The 16,521-nt window shown below is 54.5% G+C and carries 15 protein-coding genes and 1 tRNA gene; 6 read left to right on the forward strand and 10 right to left on the reverse strand.

Going from position 1 to position 16,521, the window contains the following annotated elements:
- Window positions 1-88: 88 nt before the first annotated feature.
- Complete coding sequence (locus C8R31_RS14300) at window positions 89-982, forward strand: hypothetical protein (RefSeq protein WP_107694753.1); 894 nt, start codon at window positions 89-91, stop codon at window positions 980-982.
- Between the two features lie 78 nt (window positions 983-1,060).
- Here C8R31_RS14300 and recN read toward each other — a convergent pair whose 3' ends face one another.
- Window positions 1,061-2,752: a DNA repair protein RecN gene (recN, locus tag C8R31_RS14305; RefSeq protein ID WP_107694754.1), complete on the reverse strand. Its 1,692-nt coding sequence runs from the start codon at window positions 2,750-2,752 to the stop codon at window positions 1,061-1,063.
- A gap of 10 nt (window positions 2,753-2,762) precedes the next feature.
- Window positions 2,763-3,647: an NAD kinase gene (locus C8R31_RS14310; RefSeq protein WP_107694755.1), complete on the reverse strand. Its 885-nt coding sequence runs from the start codon at window positions 3,645-3,647 to the stop codon at window positions 2,763-2,765.
- A 242-nt stretch (window positions 3,648-3,889) separates the two neighbouring features.
- Between C8R31_RS14310 and hrcA the strand changes: the two genes are divergently transcribed.
- Both hrcA and hemH read left to right on the forward strand, forming a co-directional pair.
- Complete coding sequence (hrcA, locus tag C8R31_RS14320; protein WP_107694757.1) at window positions 3,890-4,909, forward strand: heat-inducible transcriptional repressor HrcA; 1,020 nt, start codon at window positions 3,890-3,892, stop codon at window positions 4,907-4,909.
- Between the two features lie 188 nt (window positions 4,910-5,097).
- Window positions 5,098-6,183: a ferrochelatase gene (gene hemH / locus C8R31_RS14325; protein ID WP_107694772.1), complete on the forward strand. Its 1,086-nt coding sequence runs from the start codon at window positions 5,098-5,100 to the stop codon at window positions 6,181-6,183.
- Here the strand turns inward: hemH and C8R31_RS14330 are convergent.
- From C8R31_RS14330 to queA, 6 genes are all read right to left on the reverse strand, one after another.
- Complete coding sequence (locus C8R31_RS14330; RefSeq protein WP_107694758.1) at window positions 6,180-6,872, reverse strand: DedA family protein; 693 nt, start codon at window positions 6,870-6,872, stop codon at window positions 6,180-6,182. The two genes, hemH and C8R31_RS14330, sit on opposite strands and share 4 nt — an antisense overlap.
- A 56-nt stretch (window positions 6,873-6,928) precedes the next feature.
- A complete protein-coding gene (secF, locus tag C8R31_RS14335; protein WP_107694759.1) occupies window positions 6,929-7,861 on the reverse strand; it encodes a protein translocase subunit SecF in 933 nt (310 codons plus the stop codon).
- Between the two features lie 103 nt (window positions 7,862-7,964).
- The gene (secD, locus tag C8R31_RS14340) at window positions 7,965-9,845 is read right to left on the reverse strand and encodes a protein translocase subunit SecD (protein WP_107694760.1); all 1,881 of its coding nucleotides are present in this window, start codon (window positions 9,843-9,845) and stop codon (window positions 7,965-7,967) included.
- A gap of 83 nt (window positions 9,846-9,928) precedes the next feature.
- On the reverse strand, window positions 9,929-10,267 hold the full coding sequence (yajC, locus tag C8R31_RS14345; protein ID WP_107694761.1) for a preprotein translocase subunit YajC: 339 nt from the start codon (window positions 10,265-10,267) through the stop codon (window positions 9,929-9,931).
- 31 nt (window positions 10,268-10,298) lie between these two features.
- Window positions 10,299-11,405: a tRNA guanosine(34) transglycosylase Tgt gene (gene tgt / locus C8R31_RS14350; protein ID WP_107694762.1), complete on the reverse strand. Its 1,107-nt coding sequence runs from the start codon at window positions 11,403-11,405 to the stop codon at window positions 10,299-10,301.
- 170 nt (window positions 11,406-11,575) lie between these two features.
- Window positions 11,576-12,622, reverse strand: coding sequence for a tRNA preQ1(34) S-adenosylmethionine ribosyltransferase-isomerase QueA (queA, locus tag C8R31_RS14355; protein ID WP_107694763.1), 1,047 nt, complete (start codon window positions 12,620-12,622; stop codon window positions 11,576-11,578).
- 122 nt (window positions 12,623-12,744) lie between these two features.
- Here queA and C8R31_RS14360 point away from each other — a divergent pair.
- Both C8R31_RS14360 and C8R31_RS16835 read left to right on the forward strand, forming a co-directional pair.
- Window positions 12,745-12,831: transfer RNA gene (locus C8R31_RS14360), tRNA-Leu, on the forward strand.
- 441 nt (window positions 12,832-13,272) lie between these two features.
- Window positions 13,273-13,503, forward strand: a complete 231-nt coding sequence (locus tag C8R31_RS16835) for an integrase core domain-containing protein (RefSeq protein ID WP_375136135.1) — start codon at window positions 13,273-13,275, stop codon at window positions 13,501-13,503.
- 305 nt (window positions 13,504-13,808) lie between these two features.
- On the opposite strand, the gene C8R31_RS14370 is transcribed toward C8R31_RS16835, so the two are convergent.
- Window positions 13,809-14,591 (reverse strand): N-acyl homoserine lactonase family protein, encoded by a 783-nt coding sequence (locus C8R31_RS14370; protein WP_107694765.1) that lies wholly within the window; start codon window positions 14,589-14,591, stop codon window positions 13,809-13,811.
- A 906-nt stretch (window positions 14,592-15,497) separates the two neighbouring features.
- Between C8R31_RS14370 and C8R31_RS14375 the strand changes: the two genes are divergently transcribed.
- Window positions 15,498-16,070, forward strand: coding sequence for an NADPH-dependent FMN reductase (locus C8R31_RS14375; protein ID WP_107694766.1), 573 nt, complete (start codon window positions 15,498-15,500; stop codon window positions 16,068-16,070).
- Window positions 16,071-16,420: 350 nt separating this feature from the next.
- Here C8R31_RS14375 and C8R31_RS14380 read toward each other — a convergent pair.
- Window positions 16,421-16,521, reverse strand: a 101-nt coding sequence (locus C8R31_RS14380) for a PEP-CTERM sorting domain-containing protein (RefSeq protein WP_146164608.1), incomplete at its 5' end; no start/stop codon positions are given.

Below are 16,521 nucleotides of genomic sequence, written 5' to 3' on the forward strand. Positions count from 1 at the left end.
CATGTTTGTTTCTTCATCCCTCATTCTGATTCCCCTCCTGTTGAAGGGGAGGCGGCACTGTTGCGTTAAATAACTGGAACCCAAACTCATGGCGTCATCGAAATATCTCTCCATTTTTTCTCCGGCAACAGACCAGCAAAGAAGAGAAAATTTTGAGAATTACTGGGATTTTACTCAGCAGCACGGCGGGCAACTTTTTGAGGATGACAAGGACCTGGAAAAAAAACGTGCCCGACTTCAGCATTTTCAGAGCAATCCAGTCAAATTGCGCCAGCCGCTTCCCAATCCCGAATCCTTTTATCGAAATTATGTTGAGATGCAGGATGATCCGACCTCCCTGGATCGCACGACGCTAATGTTGACCTGCATCTACAAGTTTGCCAGGCATGAATGGGTAGGGATAAAAGGTGCGTGGGATGCGATCCCCGATATGGCACATTCATACCGGGTCGAGCAGAAAATCAGCCGTGTCCATCTCGCCGAAGAATTTTGTCATGTACGCCTGTTCAATGAAATGTTATGCACATGCGGGCTGGATCGAGTGGAGTGGGTGCCCTTAGGTCCCATCAAGGAAAAGATTTACGAGCAGTTTCCTAAGGTCCCAGGCGTTTTCATGGACCCCCCGGCTTTTGTCACGGAACTGATGGGCGTGACTTTTTATTGCCACCTGTACAAACTGTTCGATGAGATATTCGCTGAAGAGCCGGAAGTACGTCACCGGTTAAAGGAGCTGCTGGACGAAATTACTATCGATGAAGTGGCACACGTAGGGCAACGCAGGAATTTTATCGGACCCATTGGAATGGGAATCTCCAAGGCACTAGTCAGACCTTTTTATACCTTATTTTTCAAAGATATCCCAGAAATCAAGCAACTGCTCGACGTTGACAAAATGATCGAGCATGGCGTTGCGTTTGATTTTAATGACCTGCCTGCGCATATGATTGAACGCACCTGGATTCCTTCATACTGCAAAGCCTGACGCGCGCATTCCTTCCGTTGAGCTAGGTCCTACCCGTCAAGATGGAGGAAAACGGTAAAATCGGCGCTGATCGCAGGTTCAGGCATTACCTTTTCCTGCAGCTACCAGCATTTCCGCAGCGTGTTTACGGGTGGTGTCAGTGAGTTTTTCCCCACCGAGCATGCGCGCAATTTCCTCAGTCCGTTCCTGCTTATCAAGCACCTTGATACGGCTCGATACCCTTCCACCTGCAGCCGGATCAGCTGATTTTGCGACTTGCCATTGTTGGTCTCCCGCCGCGGCGACCTGCGGCAGATGAGTGATGCACATGACCTGACGCTGCTCGCCCAGCTGCTTCAGCAACCTTCCGACAATTTCTGCCACGCGCCCGCCGATGCCTGCATCCACTTCATCGAATATGAGTGTGGGAGTTGCGCTCAGCTTGCTGACAATGACGTGAGTCGCTAACCCGATACGCGACAGTTCGCCCCCCGACGCAACTTTTGCCAACGGCCGCAGCGGCAGACCCTTATGCGCGGAAACCTGGAATTCAACTTGTTCAAGGCCATGCGCATTACCTGGTTCCAGCGGCGTTAAGGCCACCGAAAACTCCCCCCCGACCATCGCCAGCGTCTGCATGGCCGCGGTAACCTGCTCGGAGAGCGTTCCGGCTGCTCTGGCTCTCACATCACTTAAACTTTTTGCGACCTCGAGATATTGTCCTCTGGCTATTTCTTCCTCTTCAGCCAAAGCTGCGCCGTCACCGTGATGGCCGAGCTCGTCCAGCCGGTCAGTGGCTGCCCTCAGCAGATCCGGCAACTCATCAGGCGTTACCCTGTACTTTCTTGCAGCCGCATGGACAGCTGATAACCGTTCCTCGATTTCCCGCAAACGCTGGGGATCGAGGTCGAGGCGTTGCTGATAACGGCCAAGCTCGTAGACCCCCTCCTGTAGCTGAATCTGCGCCGGCTCAAGCAAATCCAGCACGACCCTGAGGTTGCTGTCACAACTCACCAGGTCGCTGAGCCGGGAAATCACCGCGTTGAGCTGGGCAAGACAGGCCAACTCCCCTTCGGACAAGGCTTCGAGACCCGCATGCGCCGCTTCAAGCAGACTAGCAGCATTGCCGAGACGACCGTGTTCCGCTTGCAGCTCCTGCCACTCGTCTGATGAGAAATGTAATGCGGCCAGCTCGCTTGCTTGCCATTCCAGCTGTTCTCGCTGTTGTGTGAACGTTGCAGCGTTCTGTTCCCATGCAAGACGTCGCTGGCGCAGCCCCTGCCAGTGACGGTATGCCTCTGTGACTCGCACAGGCAATTCGCGATTGCCCGCATAGGCATCGAGCAGATCACGTTGCGCTTCTGCGCGCATCAGCAACTGATGCGCATGCTGACCCTGAATCTCGACCAACTGCTCTCCCGCCGCGCGCAGTTGTTGCAATGTGGCGGGGCGACCATTGATAAAACTGCGCGACCGCCCGGTGCCGTCTATCAGGCGGCGCAGCAGACACTCGCCATCACCGCTGCCACCATCTTCGAATCCATTTTCGCGCAGCCATTCTCTCAGCATCGGCAGCTCGCCTACGTCGAACTCCGCGCTGATTTCCGCCCGCTCGCAGCCCGTGCGCACATGAGTGGCATCGCTGCGTTCGCCCAGGACGAGCGAAAGAGCATCGATCAGAATCGATTTTCCGGCGCCCGTCTCACCGGTAAGAACGGTAAAACCTGGGATGAATTCCAGATCCATGCGGTCGACAATAACGAAATCCCGGATGCTGAGAAACTTTAGCATGAATAAAGAATTACGTAGCGTTTCTGGGAAGGCCGCTCCAGCCAAGCTTCTCGCGCAGCATGCGGTAATAGCTATATTGGGATGGATGAAGCAGCGTTACTGTATGAGGAGCGCGTGATACGATGACCTTGTCATTTTCCTGCAAATCGAAGTGCGAATGGCTATCCGAATGAACTCGTGCAACTGCGGTACGATGCATCAGGATCTCCACGGTGGCGTTAGGCCCAACTACAATTGGGCGGTTACTCAGCGTATGAGGGCTCACTGGCACCAGAGCGATCAAATCAAGGCTCGGATGAAGGATGGGACCCCCGGATGACAATGCGTATGCGGTAGAGCCGGTTGGAGTTGCCACGATCAGGCCATCGGAGCGCAACGAGTATACGTATTCGCCATTGATACGCACCTCGAATTCGATCATGTTGCCGCCCACCCCACGGTTTACCGCCACGTCATTTAATGCCAGCGCGCTAAACAGCACTCTATTGTCGCGAGCGACTTCGACGTACAGAAGCATGCGGCGCTCTGGCATATAGAGACCATCAAGCATGGAACCAAGGGTCTCCACCATCGAATTGATGGAAAGATCGGTAAGGAACCCGAGCCTGCCCTGATTAATGCCGACCAGTGGCACGTCGAACGGCGCGAGCTTGCGCGCAATATTCAACATGGTCCCGTCGCCTCCCAGAACGATGGCCAAATCCGCGCGGGCGCCGATTTCCTCCATTGACAATGCGGGGTACTTTTCCTCCGCTGTAGTGGCAGCGGTAAGGGAATCGAGCAGTACTTCGAGGCCGCGGCTCTCCAGATATCTTCCCAAACTCAATAACGGCGTTACGATGTCCGGGTTTTTGTGCTTGCCAATCAGCGCTACGGTTTTAAATGGGGAATTCATGGTTGGGTTTGATCAGGAACGCCTGCGGCAATATATAACACGGCTTTTTTCTTTTGCCCCAGATTAAACCATATCGGCAGGAAGGTGACAAAGGATTCCCGCCCGCGCATTGGCATATTGGCGTACGTACGGGACACCAACGAGCCGATCTGAACGGAATTATTCCACTCTTTAATTGACAAAGGATTGTCCTTTTCGTGTGGCGGAAGCCTCAACATTGAATCCTGGTGTAGAATGTGCAAATGCTCAATCAGCGCGCCAAAATACTGCTAAAGACTCTGATCGAACGCTATATTCGCGAAGGCCAGCCGGTAGGTTCCCGCTCGCTTTCCAAATTTTCCGGCCTTAATTTAAGCCCGGCCACGATACGGAACATAATGGCGGATCTCGAGGAAATGGGGTTTGTCGCCAGCCCCCACACTTCGGCCGGTCGAATACCAACCCATCAGGGCTACCGCTTTTTTGTCGATACCCTGCTCGTTGTAAAGCCTCTGGATGTCATCGAGATGCATCAGCTCGAAGACCAGCTGCATCCGGACAATCCGTCTCGTCTGATCAACTCCGCTTCCCAGTTATTATCCGAATTGACCCGCTTTGCCGGGGTGGTGGTGGCTCCCAAGCGCAGCACCGCGATATTCCGCTACATCGAATTCATGACCCTGTCAGACAAACGCATTCTGCTCATTATTGTTACTCCGGAAGGGGACGTTCAGAACCGCGTGCTTTTTACCGACAGAACTTACAGTCAGTCCGAGTTGACAGAGGCGGCAAACTTCATCAACAGCCATTATGCCGGTTGCGCCATCGATGAAATCCGCTCCCGTCTCCAGGGCGAGTTGAAACAGTTGCGTCACGATATGACCACGCTCATGACCGCGGCCATCGAGGCGGGTGACGCAGCGATAAGGGAAAATAGTGAAAATGTGGTCGTTGCGGGTGAGCGCAAGCTGCTCGACGTGGAGGATCTTTCGGGCAACATGAGCAGCCTCAAGAGATTATTCGATCTGTTCGAACGCAAAACCGCACTGCTACAATTGCTCGAGCTAAGCCGCAAGGCGGAAGGCTTGCAAATCTTTATTGGCGGGGAATCCGGTGTCATCACACCGGATGAGTTCAGCGTGGTAACGGCGCCCTATGAAGTGGATGGGAAAATAGTGGGGACCGTTGCAGTAGTCGGCCCTACGCGGATGGCCTATGAACGAATTATCCCGGTGGTCGACACGACCGCCAGGCTGCTCTCCAGTGCACTATCGCAACATTGACCTCTGCGATTTTTTCACAGTCGCGAACTTGCAGGCTTGAACTTCCTATATCCCAATCCGTATATCCTGCTCCAACTTCGTGCTCACCACGTTCGAGGGAGGGAAAGGCGTAAGCGCGCACGTCAATTTACCGCCGCGACCGCTTAAGGTCAGCCAGCATAGGTTTTTAACGGAATCATACCAACTTGATCACTCCCGAGCCCGCTTACCGACACGGCACGCCTGACCAGACAGGCATCTTGCTGATTAATCTCGGAACCCCTGATGCACCCACCCCTGAAGCGCTACGGCGCTATCTCAAACAGTTTCTGAGCAATCCGAGAGTGGTCGAAATTCCACAATGGATATGGTGGCCCATTCTGAACGGGGTCATACTCAACACCCGCCCCAAAAAATCCGCGGAAAAGTACGCACAGATCTGGATGCCGGAAGGCTCGCCACTAAAGGTCCATACCGCCCGCCAGACATCGTTGCTACGGGATGAGCTGGCGGAACGTATCCAGTCGGTCCCGTTGATCGAGTACGCCATGAGCATTGGCAGTCCATCAATAGGCACGGTGTTGAGGATGATGAAGGAGCAAGGCTGCGAGCGTATTCTGGTGTTGCCGCTTTATCCGCAATACGCCTCCAGCAGCACGGCATCCGCATTCGACGAGGTGTTCACGCAACTGGGCGGCATGCGTAACGTCCCCGCACTTCGCACCGTCAGACACTATCATGATCATCCCGGCTATATTGCGGCACTTGCGCAAAATGTGCGTGATCACTGGATGAAGATTGGCAGCCCCGGCAAACTGGTGATGAGCTTCCACGGAATCCCCCGTTCCTCGCTGGACAATGGTGATCCTTACCACTGCGAGTGTCAAAAAACCGGGCGGCTGTTGGCGGAATCGCTGGAGCTGGACTCAAGCCAATACCAGATCTGCTTTCAATCCCGGTTTGGCCGGGCAGAGTGGTTGCGCCCTTATACAGCGGCCACGCTGGAGCAGCTTGGCAAAGAGAATGTGGGCCGCGTAGACGTTATCTGCCCCGGTTTTGTTTCCGACTGCCTGGAAACGCTTGAAGAAATTGCCATGGAAGGCAAAACCATATTCATGCAGGCTGGCGGCCGGGAATTTCACTATATTCCGTGCCTCAATGAGCGCAGCGACTGGATAAACGTCCTGGCCGACATCGCGCTCGAGAATCTGCAAGGTTGGCCGGGGCTGAAGCCCAACGAGGCTCAGCTTGCTCAATCCCGGCAGCTCGCACTGTCGATTGGGGCAGGCGACTAGGGTCCGTTGGAAGAGTTCGTTACGCGACTATCGCCTTCGGGTTTGGGGGCGCGGCTTCCAAGCCGATTCCGCAAAAACTGGATGATCCCGGGTAAAACGGAAATAATGATGATGCCAAAAATGAAAAAGGTCAGGTTGTTTTTGACTACCGGGACGTTTCCAAAGAAAAATCCACCGAACACGAAGAAACTGATCCAGAAAACGCTGCCGAATGCGCTGTAGGCCATGAAATGTGGGTATACCATGCGTCCGATACCTGCGACGAAAGGCGCAAAGGTGCGCACGATGGGTAGAAAACGCGCGAAGATGACGGTCTTGCCCCCATGCTTTTCATAAAATTGGCGCGTCTTTTCCAGATGAGCCCGATTTAACAAGCGTGAGTTAGGGTGGGCGAATATCCGGGGGCCAAAGTAACGACCGATCCAATAATTGGTGTTATCCCCGCAAAAGGCCGCCAGCATGAGAAGCGCCGCTAGCAACTGAACCTCCATTGCGCCGGTCGCGGCGATGGCGCCGGCCACAAACAGCAGCGAGTCCCCTGGTAAGAATGGTGTCACCACCAGCCCGGTCTCACAGAAAATAATCAGGAACAGAATGAGATAAATCCAGCTGCCGTAGTTCTCGACCAGCCAGATAAGATGTTTATCCAGATGAAGGATGATGTCGATGAATGTCGCGAGAAGTTCCAAGAAAATTCCATAAAAAGCTGCGATGAGACAAGGCCACAGAACATAGTTGCCCGAAATCAGGGCACCGCTTCCACCTCTTCTTTCTTTTCAGGCTTGACAATATCCTGGCGTGAGACACCTAACAGCATCAGAAGGGGGCTGGCGACCAAGACCGAGGAGTAGATTCCAAACAGGATGCCGATGGTAAGCGCCAGCGCAAAATAGTGCAGCGCCTCACCGCCGAAAATCAGCATCGAGATCACCACCATCTGCGTGCTGCCATGGGTGATGATTGTCCGTGACATGGTACGCGTAATCGCATTGTCGATGACTTGCGCCACGGATGCCTTGCGCATCTTGCGGAAATTTTCCCGTATCCGGTCGAATATCACCACTGACTCATTCACCGAATAACCCAGAATTGCGAGTATTGCTGCAAGCACGGTCAGCGAGAATTCCCACTGGAAAAATGCAAAGAACCCGAGAATGATGACGACATCGTGCAGGTTCGCAATGATTCCCGACACCCCGAACTTCCACTCGAAGCGCAGGGCCAGATAGGCGATGATACCCAGGGAAACGATCAATAAGGCCAGCGCTCCATTTTCAACCAGTTCTTTGCCCACCTGCGGGCCGACAAATTCCACCCGGCGGATCTCCGCCGAGGGGCCGTCCTGGCGCAGCGCCGCTATTACCTTTTCAGACAACTGGGCGCTGGACATCTCAGGTTTAAGCGGGAGACGTATCAGCACATCGCGCGATGTTCCAAAATTCTGCACGCTCGCATCAACCATTCCGAGTTTGGCCAGCGTGGATCTTATTCTATTGATGTCAGCAGGCTGGGTATATCCAACTTCCATTACCGTCCCACCCGTGAAATCCACCCCCAGATTCAACCCCTTGGATACGAGAAAGAATACCGACACGAGAAAGGTCACCAGCGATATGGTCGTGGTGTATTTCCCCCAGCTCATGAAGGGGATGTCCCGCTTGATCCTGAAAAATTCCATACTGGCCCTTGGTTACTAAAGAGAGGTACGTTCCTGCTCTATTTGATCCGAAAAAATCCGTGATCAGGTATCCCGCTACGTCCGCACATGACTTCCACGGTCCTTAGCGCTTGCTACTCGCAGTGGTCGCGCCACGCGCGGCACTCTCGGGATTTGTCGGCTTCCATACCTGACCAATGGCTACGTGCTCCAGCTTGCGCCGGCTGCCATATACCAGGTTGACCAGGCTGCGCGACACCATCACCGCGCTGAACATCGAGGTAAGAATCCCCAAACAGAGCACCACGGCGAAGCCTTTTATAGGTCCTGAACCAAACGCAAATAAAGCGATACCGGCAATCAATGTCGTAACGTTGGAATCGAGAATGGTACCCCACGCCCGCTCGTAACCGGCGTTGATCGCAGCTTGGGGCGGAAGACCTTGTCTCAGCTCATCGCGGATGCGCTCATTGATCAGCACGTTCGCGTCGATTGCCATTCCTATCGTGAGGGCGATGGCCGCCATGCCGGGAAGCGTCAGGGTCGCCTGCAGAATCGAGAGAAGACCGACCAGCAGCAATAGATTGACCCCGAGCGCCACCACTGAAATAACGCCAAACACCAGGTAATAGACGCTCATGAAAACCGCGATCATGAGAAACCCGTACAGAGTCGAATTGAAGCCCCGGGCAATGTTTTCGGCACCCAGGCTGGGGCCCACAGTGCGTTCCTCGACGATGTCCATAGGCGCGGCCAGCGCGCCCGCACGCAGCAGCAGCGCTACATCCCGGGCCTCTTCGGTCGTCATGCGCCCGCTGATTTGAACCCGCCCTCCACCGATCTCCTCCCGGATTACCGGTGCGGTAATCACCTCCGCCTGATTTTTCTCGATCAGCAGGATGGCCATGCGCTTGCCGACATTGTCGTGGGTTAGCTGACGGAAGATCCGAGCGCCATTATTGTCCAGATTGAGGTGCACTGCCGGCTGATTATTGTTGTCGAAGCCGGCTTGGGCATCATTGATGCGGTCGCCCGTTAGCACTACCTGTTTTTTCACCAGGATCGGGCCTCCGCCGCGCTCAGTGTAAAGCTCTGAGCCGAAGGGAATCTGGCCGCGCAATGCAGCGTCCACTTCACGCTCCTCATCCACCATGCGCACCTCCAGCGTTGCGGTGCGACCCAGAATGTCTTTGGCCTTGGCGGTATCCTGCACGCCGGGCAACTGAACAACCACACGATCCACGCCGGCCTGCTGAATGATGGGTTCAGCCACCCCAAGCTCATTGACGCGGTTGCGGAGCGTGGTGATGTTTTGCTGAACGGCCGAATCCTGTATGCGCTTCTGCGCTTCCGGCGTGAGCGTGGCAGTCAAGTGAAACTCGGCTTCCACGTTCTGGTCGCGCAAGCTCAAATCGGTGTAAGTCTTCTTGATTTCAGCTTCCGCCTGGGCACGAGATTCAGCGCTGCGAAATTTGACTATTATCAGCGAGCCCTGCTTTTCGAGGCCCGCATAAGGAATTTTCTTCTCCCGCAAGCTGCCGCGGATATCCGCGCTATAGCGGTCGAGCGCCTTCGATAACGCGCCCTTCATATCCACCTGCAGCATGAAATGAACACCGCCGCGCAGGTCAAGGCCAAGATACATCGGCAACGCGCCGATGCTGGTCAACCATTGGGGGGAATTGGGGAGCAGATTCAGCGCAACCATGTAACCGTTGCCCAGCACCGACTGAAGCATGTCCCGGGCTTTGATCTGGGTATCGGTATCGGCAAAACGCACTTTGACCCCACCTGGCTCAAGAAGCATGCCGTTTATGGGGAGATTGGCCTTCTTCAGGGCCTCCTCTACCCGTTGCAGAAGGGCCGTATCAGCCTTGGCCGTGGTGCGCAACGGAGAAATTTGCACTGCCGGGGATTCGCCATAAAAATTCGGCAGCGTGTAGAGCAACCCGAGGACTATCGAAACCGCAATGATCAGGTACTTCCAGAAAGGGTAGCGGTTCATGTTATAGGAATGGATACGGTGAGAAGAAGGGGGTGAGAAGAATGGCTTGGCACCCTTCGCGTCGTGCCTTTACCAGAAATCGGTTATTCCTTTTCGATGCTGCTCAGCGTTCCCTTGGGCAGAAGGGTCTGAACGGCCGACTTCAGCGTGGTAACCTGCACATTTTCGGCTATCTGAAGTATGACATAAGTACCGCTAACCTTGACGACGCGCCCCAACTGGCCACCCGTGGTTACCACTTCGTCGCCTTTTTGCAGCGCCTCGATCATCAATTTCGTTTCCTTGGCGCGCTTGGCCTGGGGACGGATCAGCAAAAGGTAAAACACGGCGAATATAGCGATCAGCGGTAGCAAGCTCATCAAATCCGCGCCGGCCGATTGCGCAGGTGCCGCCGCCTGGGCATAGGCTTCACTAATCAACATGGCATTCTCCGGGGATAAAAAAGAAGGGATTTTAGCATGACGGGGGGTTTGCTTGAAATGCTTGCGCATATTCTTCGAACTTCCCGTTTTCGATGGCGGAGCGGATTTCTCCCATCAATTGCTGATAGTAATAAAGATTGTGAAGCGTGTTGAGACGTGCACCGAGTATTTCGCCTATCCGCTGCAAATGATGAAGGTAAGCGAGCGTGAAGTTACGACAGGTGTAGCAGCCGCACTGCTCGTCCGGCGGCGCCATATCCAGACGATACCGGCTGTTGCGCAACTTGATCACGCCCTTGCGGGTGAAGAGCCAGCCATTGCGCGCATTGCGCGTGGGCAACACGCAGTCGAACATATCCACACCCCGTGCTACCGCATTGACAATGTCCGCCGGAGTGCCCACCCCCATGAGGTAGCGTGGCTTCTCAGCAGGTAGCTGCGGCGCGACGTGCCTGAGAATGCGCTGCATGTCATCCTTGGGCTCGCCCACCGACAGCCCGCCGATCGCATAACCGTCGAAGCCGATATCAAGCAATCGGGCAAGCGAGTGATCGCGCAGCGTCTCGTACATCCCTCCCTGGACGATGCCGAATAATGCATTCGAGTTTTGTCCATCATCGTGCGCGCGTCGCGAGCGCTCTGCCCAACGCACACTCAACTCCATGGATTTATGCGCTGCTGGCTCATCCGCGGGGTAGGGCGTGCACTCGTCGAATATCATCACTATGTCGGAATTGAGTATGCGCTGAATCCGCATCGACTCCTCAGGCGTGAGAAAACACGCATCCCCATTCACCGGGGATTGGAACTTGACCCCCTCCTCCGTGATCTTCCGTAAAACGCCCAGGCTAAACACCTGAAAACCGCCCGAATCCGTCAGGATCGGTCCCTCCCAGCCCATGAAGCGATGCAGACCCCCGTGCGCCTCGATCACCTCCAGGCCGGGACGCAGCCAGAGGTGAAATGTGTTGCCAAGCACGATATGTGCGTTTATCTCGCGCAACTCCCAGGGTGACATCGTCTTCACGGCGCCATAGGTCCCTACGGGCATAAAAGCGGGTGTTTCCACCTTGCCGTGCGTCAATGACAAGGTGCCACGACGGGCGACGCCGTCAGTGCAATGAAGCTGAAATTTCATGTTGAGTTGTGTGCGCTGGGTTGAAGGCGTTGGCTATATGCTTGCGGGTAACAAATACCCGAACTGCGCTAGTGTGATTTGCGGCATGGAAATCAGGCCGCTCTCGCCCAGTCCACTATTTCGGCAGCTACGCGTTTCGATAGCCATGCCATATTTATAAATTGGCCGTTCTATGAGTCCCTCTCGATCAGCATGGCGTCACCATAACTGAAAAAGCGGTAGCGGCTTCTTACAGCATACTCGTAAGCACGGCGGATATTTTCCATCCCGCCAAAGGCCGATACGAGCATCAACAAGGTCGAACGCGGCAAGTGGAAATTAGTCAACAAACGCTCCACTACGCGAAAATGGTACCCCGGCGTAATGAAAATATCGGTCTCGCCATGGCCGCCGACCAATTTGCCCCGGCCCGCCTTCCCACCCTCTGCCGCCGCTGCCTCGAGCGCTCGCAACGACGTGGTGCCGATTGCAATTACAGCCCTTCCTTCCGCCTTGGCGCGTCCGATCGCTTCCACCGTTTCCGCAGGCACATGAAAAATCTCCCGGTGCATCTTGTGATCAGCAATGTTTTCGGCCCGGACAGGCTGGAACGTACCCGAACCGACATGCAGTGTGACATACGCTATAGCCACGCCCATATTCTGCAAAGCGCTCAACATATTTTCATCGAAATGCAGGCCTGCCGTTGGGGCGGCCACCGCGCCCGCCTGTCGCGCGTAAATGGTTTGATAGCGAGTCTCGTCCGCGCTATCCGGAGAACGCGAAATATAAGGGGGCAGCGGCAGATGGCCGTATCGTTCCAGCAACTCGGCGACGGTATCCTCGTGCTCGAAGCGCAAGGCATAAAACTCATGGTCATGCCTCAACACCGTGACCTCGACTGCCTCAGCAAGAAACAGTTTTGATCCCGGCTTGGCGGGATGGCTCGCGCGCATTACCGCCAGAGCGCAATGCGCGTCCAGCACTCGCTCCACCATCACCTCAACCTTGCCGCCCGTGTCCTTAACACCGTATAGGCGGGCCTTAATAACACGCGTATCGTTGAACACCATCACATCCCCGGCGCGGACATATCGGGGTAGATCTGCAAACCGTGCATCTCGCATGGCGCCAGTCGAACCTTCGAGGTGCAGCATACGGCTGCTGGCACGCTGCTCCGCCGGGAACTGGGCGACCAGCTCGGGCGCCAGATCGAAATCAAAATCCTGAATTTTCATTTCGCGTATTATACCGATAAGCCTCGCTCAGCCTCGCTCGGTTGCCGGTTGCCGGTTGCCGGTTGCCGCGATTTGAGTTTTCAGTGATAATCGCCCTCCTGCAAGGAAGCGCGAAAAGCTTTGCCGGGATGGCGGAATTGGTAGACGCACGGGACTCAAAATCCCGCGACTGCGAGGTCATGGGGGTTCGATTCCCCCTCCCGGCACCAAAATAGAGTTTCAGAGAACAGCAGGGCATACCTAAAACCCAGTAAACGTAATTCTAGCAAGCATGCCATGAGTTGGGCGCCGTCTTACAATGGCGCAGCCGGTACGGCGGCATGGACGTGTCAATGATGACGCGTTTGAAGGAGATGTACGCCGAGGAGCGGTTCAAGGTTGAAATCGTGGCCGGGGCGATGCTAAAAAAATGGTAGCACCATCTCGACGCCAGGAGATGGCGCTACATGTAGTCAAGGAAAAGGCTGTCAGCATCCGGCTTGCCTGTCAGGCGTTTGTTATCAGTCAAACCTGCTACCGATATCAAACCCCAACTGTCTTCGTAGAACAGCGAAATCGCGGACTGTCTGATTCGTCTGACCGCGAATCAGCGGAACTGGGGTATCCGCGTCGAATTCATCCAACCGGGCAAGCCGCAGCAGAACGCCTATATCGAACGCCACAACCACCGTCCGCCACGACAGGCTGGCGCGCATTACCTGTTCAACAGCATTGAGGAGGTTCAGGACTACGCGACCCGCTGGCTCTGGACCTATAATCACGAGCGCCCCAAGATGGCCCTCGGTGGCATTACCCGAAACAGAAATTGGCCCTGGTCGCATGACCTCTACTTTCAGGCCGCTTCAAAAATGGGGGGTTTACCCCCGATGACCGCATTCTAATTTCCGTTGAAGGATATCAGTCATGGGTAGAGACGGGTCTGGTACCAAGCAAGCATCGGCGACTCGTATGAAATCTCCGTCACCTCTAAATGCATTACTTGCTGGGAAAAATGATCGGCCTAGGTCATTCCGCGTTAATCGAAAATTTGATATTTGATTTTGAGTTCGAGTTTCTAAATGACCCGATCTGGCAAGTAAATGGATGAGCGTATTGTTTCAGTGTAGGCAAGGTGTTCAAGGTCCTTCAGGGCGCGCAAGGTAAAGGAATTAGCTACTCAACTACGCCAAATTCCTCACACAACTCACTAGTCTCTCCATGCCGGAAAAGCCGGTAAACCATGGAAGAAAGCCATGTCGTGATTGGGCCAGAGTTCAGCGCCTTCCGCGCGCGCCAACTCCTTGAGCTTGCGGATACTCGTCACCGCCAGCGCTTCGTTACCCTGCCAGCAGCATTCCGGCGCAATTTCCAGTGATAAATTTTCTTCCAGATCGACCGCATCTCCACAAATGATGATAGACCCGCGCTTTGGCAGCTCGATAAATAGCGACATATGGCCAGCCGTATGGCCCGGGCTCGTAATAGCATGCACTCCCGGCGCTACAAGGTATTCGCCTATCTTGGTGCGCCACCGATCCGCATTAACCAATTCATCGGCCAACACAATAGTGTCCATCCCCGTACGCGCAGCGGCCAACTCATCGGCCTGCACATGCACTTCGCAGGCCGGCAGATCGCATAGACCGCCTACGTGGTCGAAATGCAAATGCCCGATAAACACAAGGTCTATATCGGACGGCGTTAACCCAAGTTGAGCCAGGTAGCGCGGTATACGCTGCTCTTCCTGCATGCGAGGCGGTTCCACCTGCGGACGCATTGGGTCGAAATATCGGGCGAGGAGTGCCGGGTCGGTCAGCTTGCGGTAGTCGCATCCCGCGTCATACAAAATGTGCCCGTTGGGTGTTTCGATCAGATAAGCTAGGATCGGCGCATCGATGAATTCGCCGTACCCACGATGAGGGGTCGAAAGGATCTTCTCATAGCGAATCGTGCCGGTAAGCAGGGGCCAGACCTTCAGAGCATGAGCCATAATTAACTCCCGGCAGCAAGGACACGAGTCCGTGTCGAACTAAACCTAAAAACCTTGATCGACAATTAATTGCCAGCGGCGCGGCCGCTTATTACTACAGGGTCATTAAATCTCTTCACTTTTGCTCTCTGGCTCTTTAGTATTTAAATAACGCAAGCGTTTCAGTAAATGCCCCTACCTAACATTAGTATGATTTTGCGAAACTGCAACTTGAACTTATATGGTGTACGCAGGTGGGTGAGTGTGGCGCATTAAAGCTCTTACTCACTTGAACCAAGCAGCTCTATATTGCAGGTAGCCGCCAACTATACTAAGGACGTAAGGGCAGCGGGATAAATTCCGAAATAGAATCACTTGAAGCGTTCGCGTCTATCGTTATCGCAAATGAACGTTCTGGCGGCGGATTGGAAGGCCGCGGTTACCAACTTCTGGCCAGTGCACGAGCCAACAAATTTTGAGTTACTTTTCGTGGCTGGAGGGTACTCAAGAGAAACTCATAAAGAAGCTAGGCTCTGGGCCGCACGCATGCATAAAGACCCACAAAATGGAATCCCGTCGGCCAGGTATTTTACCCGCCGGAGACGTGCGCTGTGCTCTATCAAGCGGGTTGCCTCGGCAGTGGGGGACGGTCGATGGCGGTGCACTCCGTTCATGAATACCTGGCTTCGGGTTGAACGGATTTTTGGCAGCCATATCGTGCGTAACGTGGATATGAAAACATGCCAAAAACGTGACCATCTGAATCAGGTCCGGCGAGTGACGCCGAGTGCAGCAGGGTTGCAAGGACTGTGTGAAAACAGGCGATAGCTGGTTCATCCAGCGGTGCTTGGGTGCAATGTTCGGGGCGAACCGCCCAGGGAGCGAGAGTTGAACCCAACATAAATTTTTCCATTTCTACTTGGCATCATGATAAAAATCATCGGAATTACAGGAAGTCTGCGTACTAATTCATTCAATACCGCGCTTTTACGTGCGGCTACAAGCCTGGTGCCAAACGAAACTGCGCTCGAGATCGCGACACTTAAAGGCATCCCCCTCTATGATGGTGACGTCGAGGCAAATGAGGGTATTCCTCAGGCAGTGATCGCACTGCAAGGGCAAATCGCCGCTGCCGATGGATTGTTGTTAGCTACCCCGGAGTACAACAATTCCATACCCGGCGTATTCAAGAATGCGATCGACTGGCTGTCGCGGCCGCCCAGCGATATTCCACGAATTTTTGGGGGTCGGCCGGTCGCGGTAATGGGCGCTTCGCCCGGGGGATTTGGTACAGTCCTGGCTCAAAATGCTTGGCTACCGGTCTTGCGCACATTGGGCACGCGCCCGTGGTTCGAGGGTCGGCTCCTGGTATCACGGGCGAACAATGTCTTTGACGAATCTGGTGATATGGTAGACGAAAAGGCACGTAAGCAGCTTCAGGTTTTTCTTGCCGGATTTACCGAGTTTGTTCAAGGCAGTAGCAAGTTACTAGTGAAATAATCGCATTACCGTGGGGAGTACCAGATACACGTACCCCCAGACCTCAACAAGACCAAGCTATAAAACCAAAACGTTAAATGACCTAAGAATAAGAGCTGGTGCGGGTTCGAGCCGATGCTTTGAGACCGTATGCGAGCCTCTTGCCTTCCTGCCTTCCTGCCTTCCTGCCTTCCTGCCTTCCTGCCTTCCTGCCTTCCTGCCTTCCCCCTTCGCCTCTCTTGCTCCCCCTCCTAATTCCCTATCTTTTCCCTTTCGGCCACGTCCTGCCGATTTGTGTGGGCCAGAATTTGAAGGAGCGAAATCTGGCCAGAGCGAGAGTTGTTAAAACACCTGAGCCTCTCGCTAGAGCCTTAGCTCCTGCGGCGCGTCCAGCCGACCATACCCAGTCCCATCAAAATTAGTGCGTAGGTCGCCGGCTCAGGGACAGAGGTCGGGGCTACTGCACTCGCTG

The organism is Nitrosospira sp. Nsp2 (assembly GCF_003050965.1).
Taxonomy (GTDB): domain Bacteria; phylum Pseudomonadota; class Gammaproteobacteria; order Burkholderiales; family Nitrosomonadaceae; genus Nitrosospira.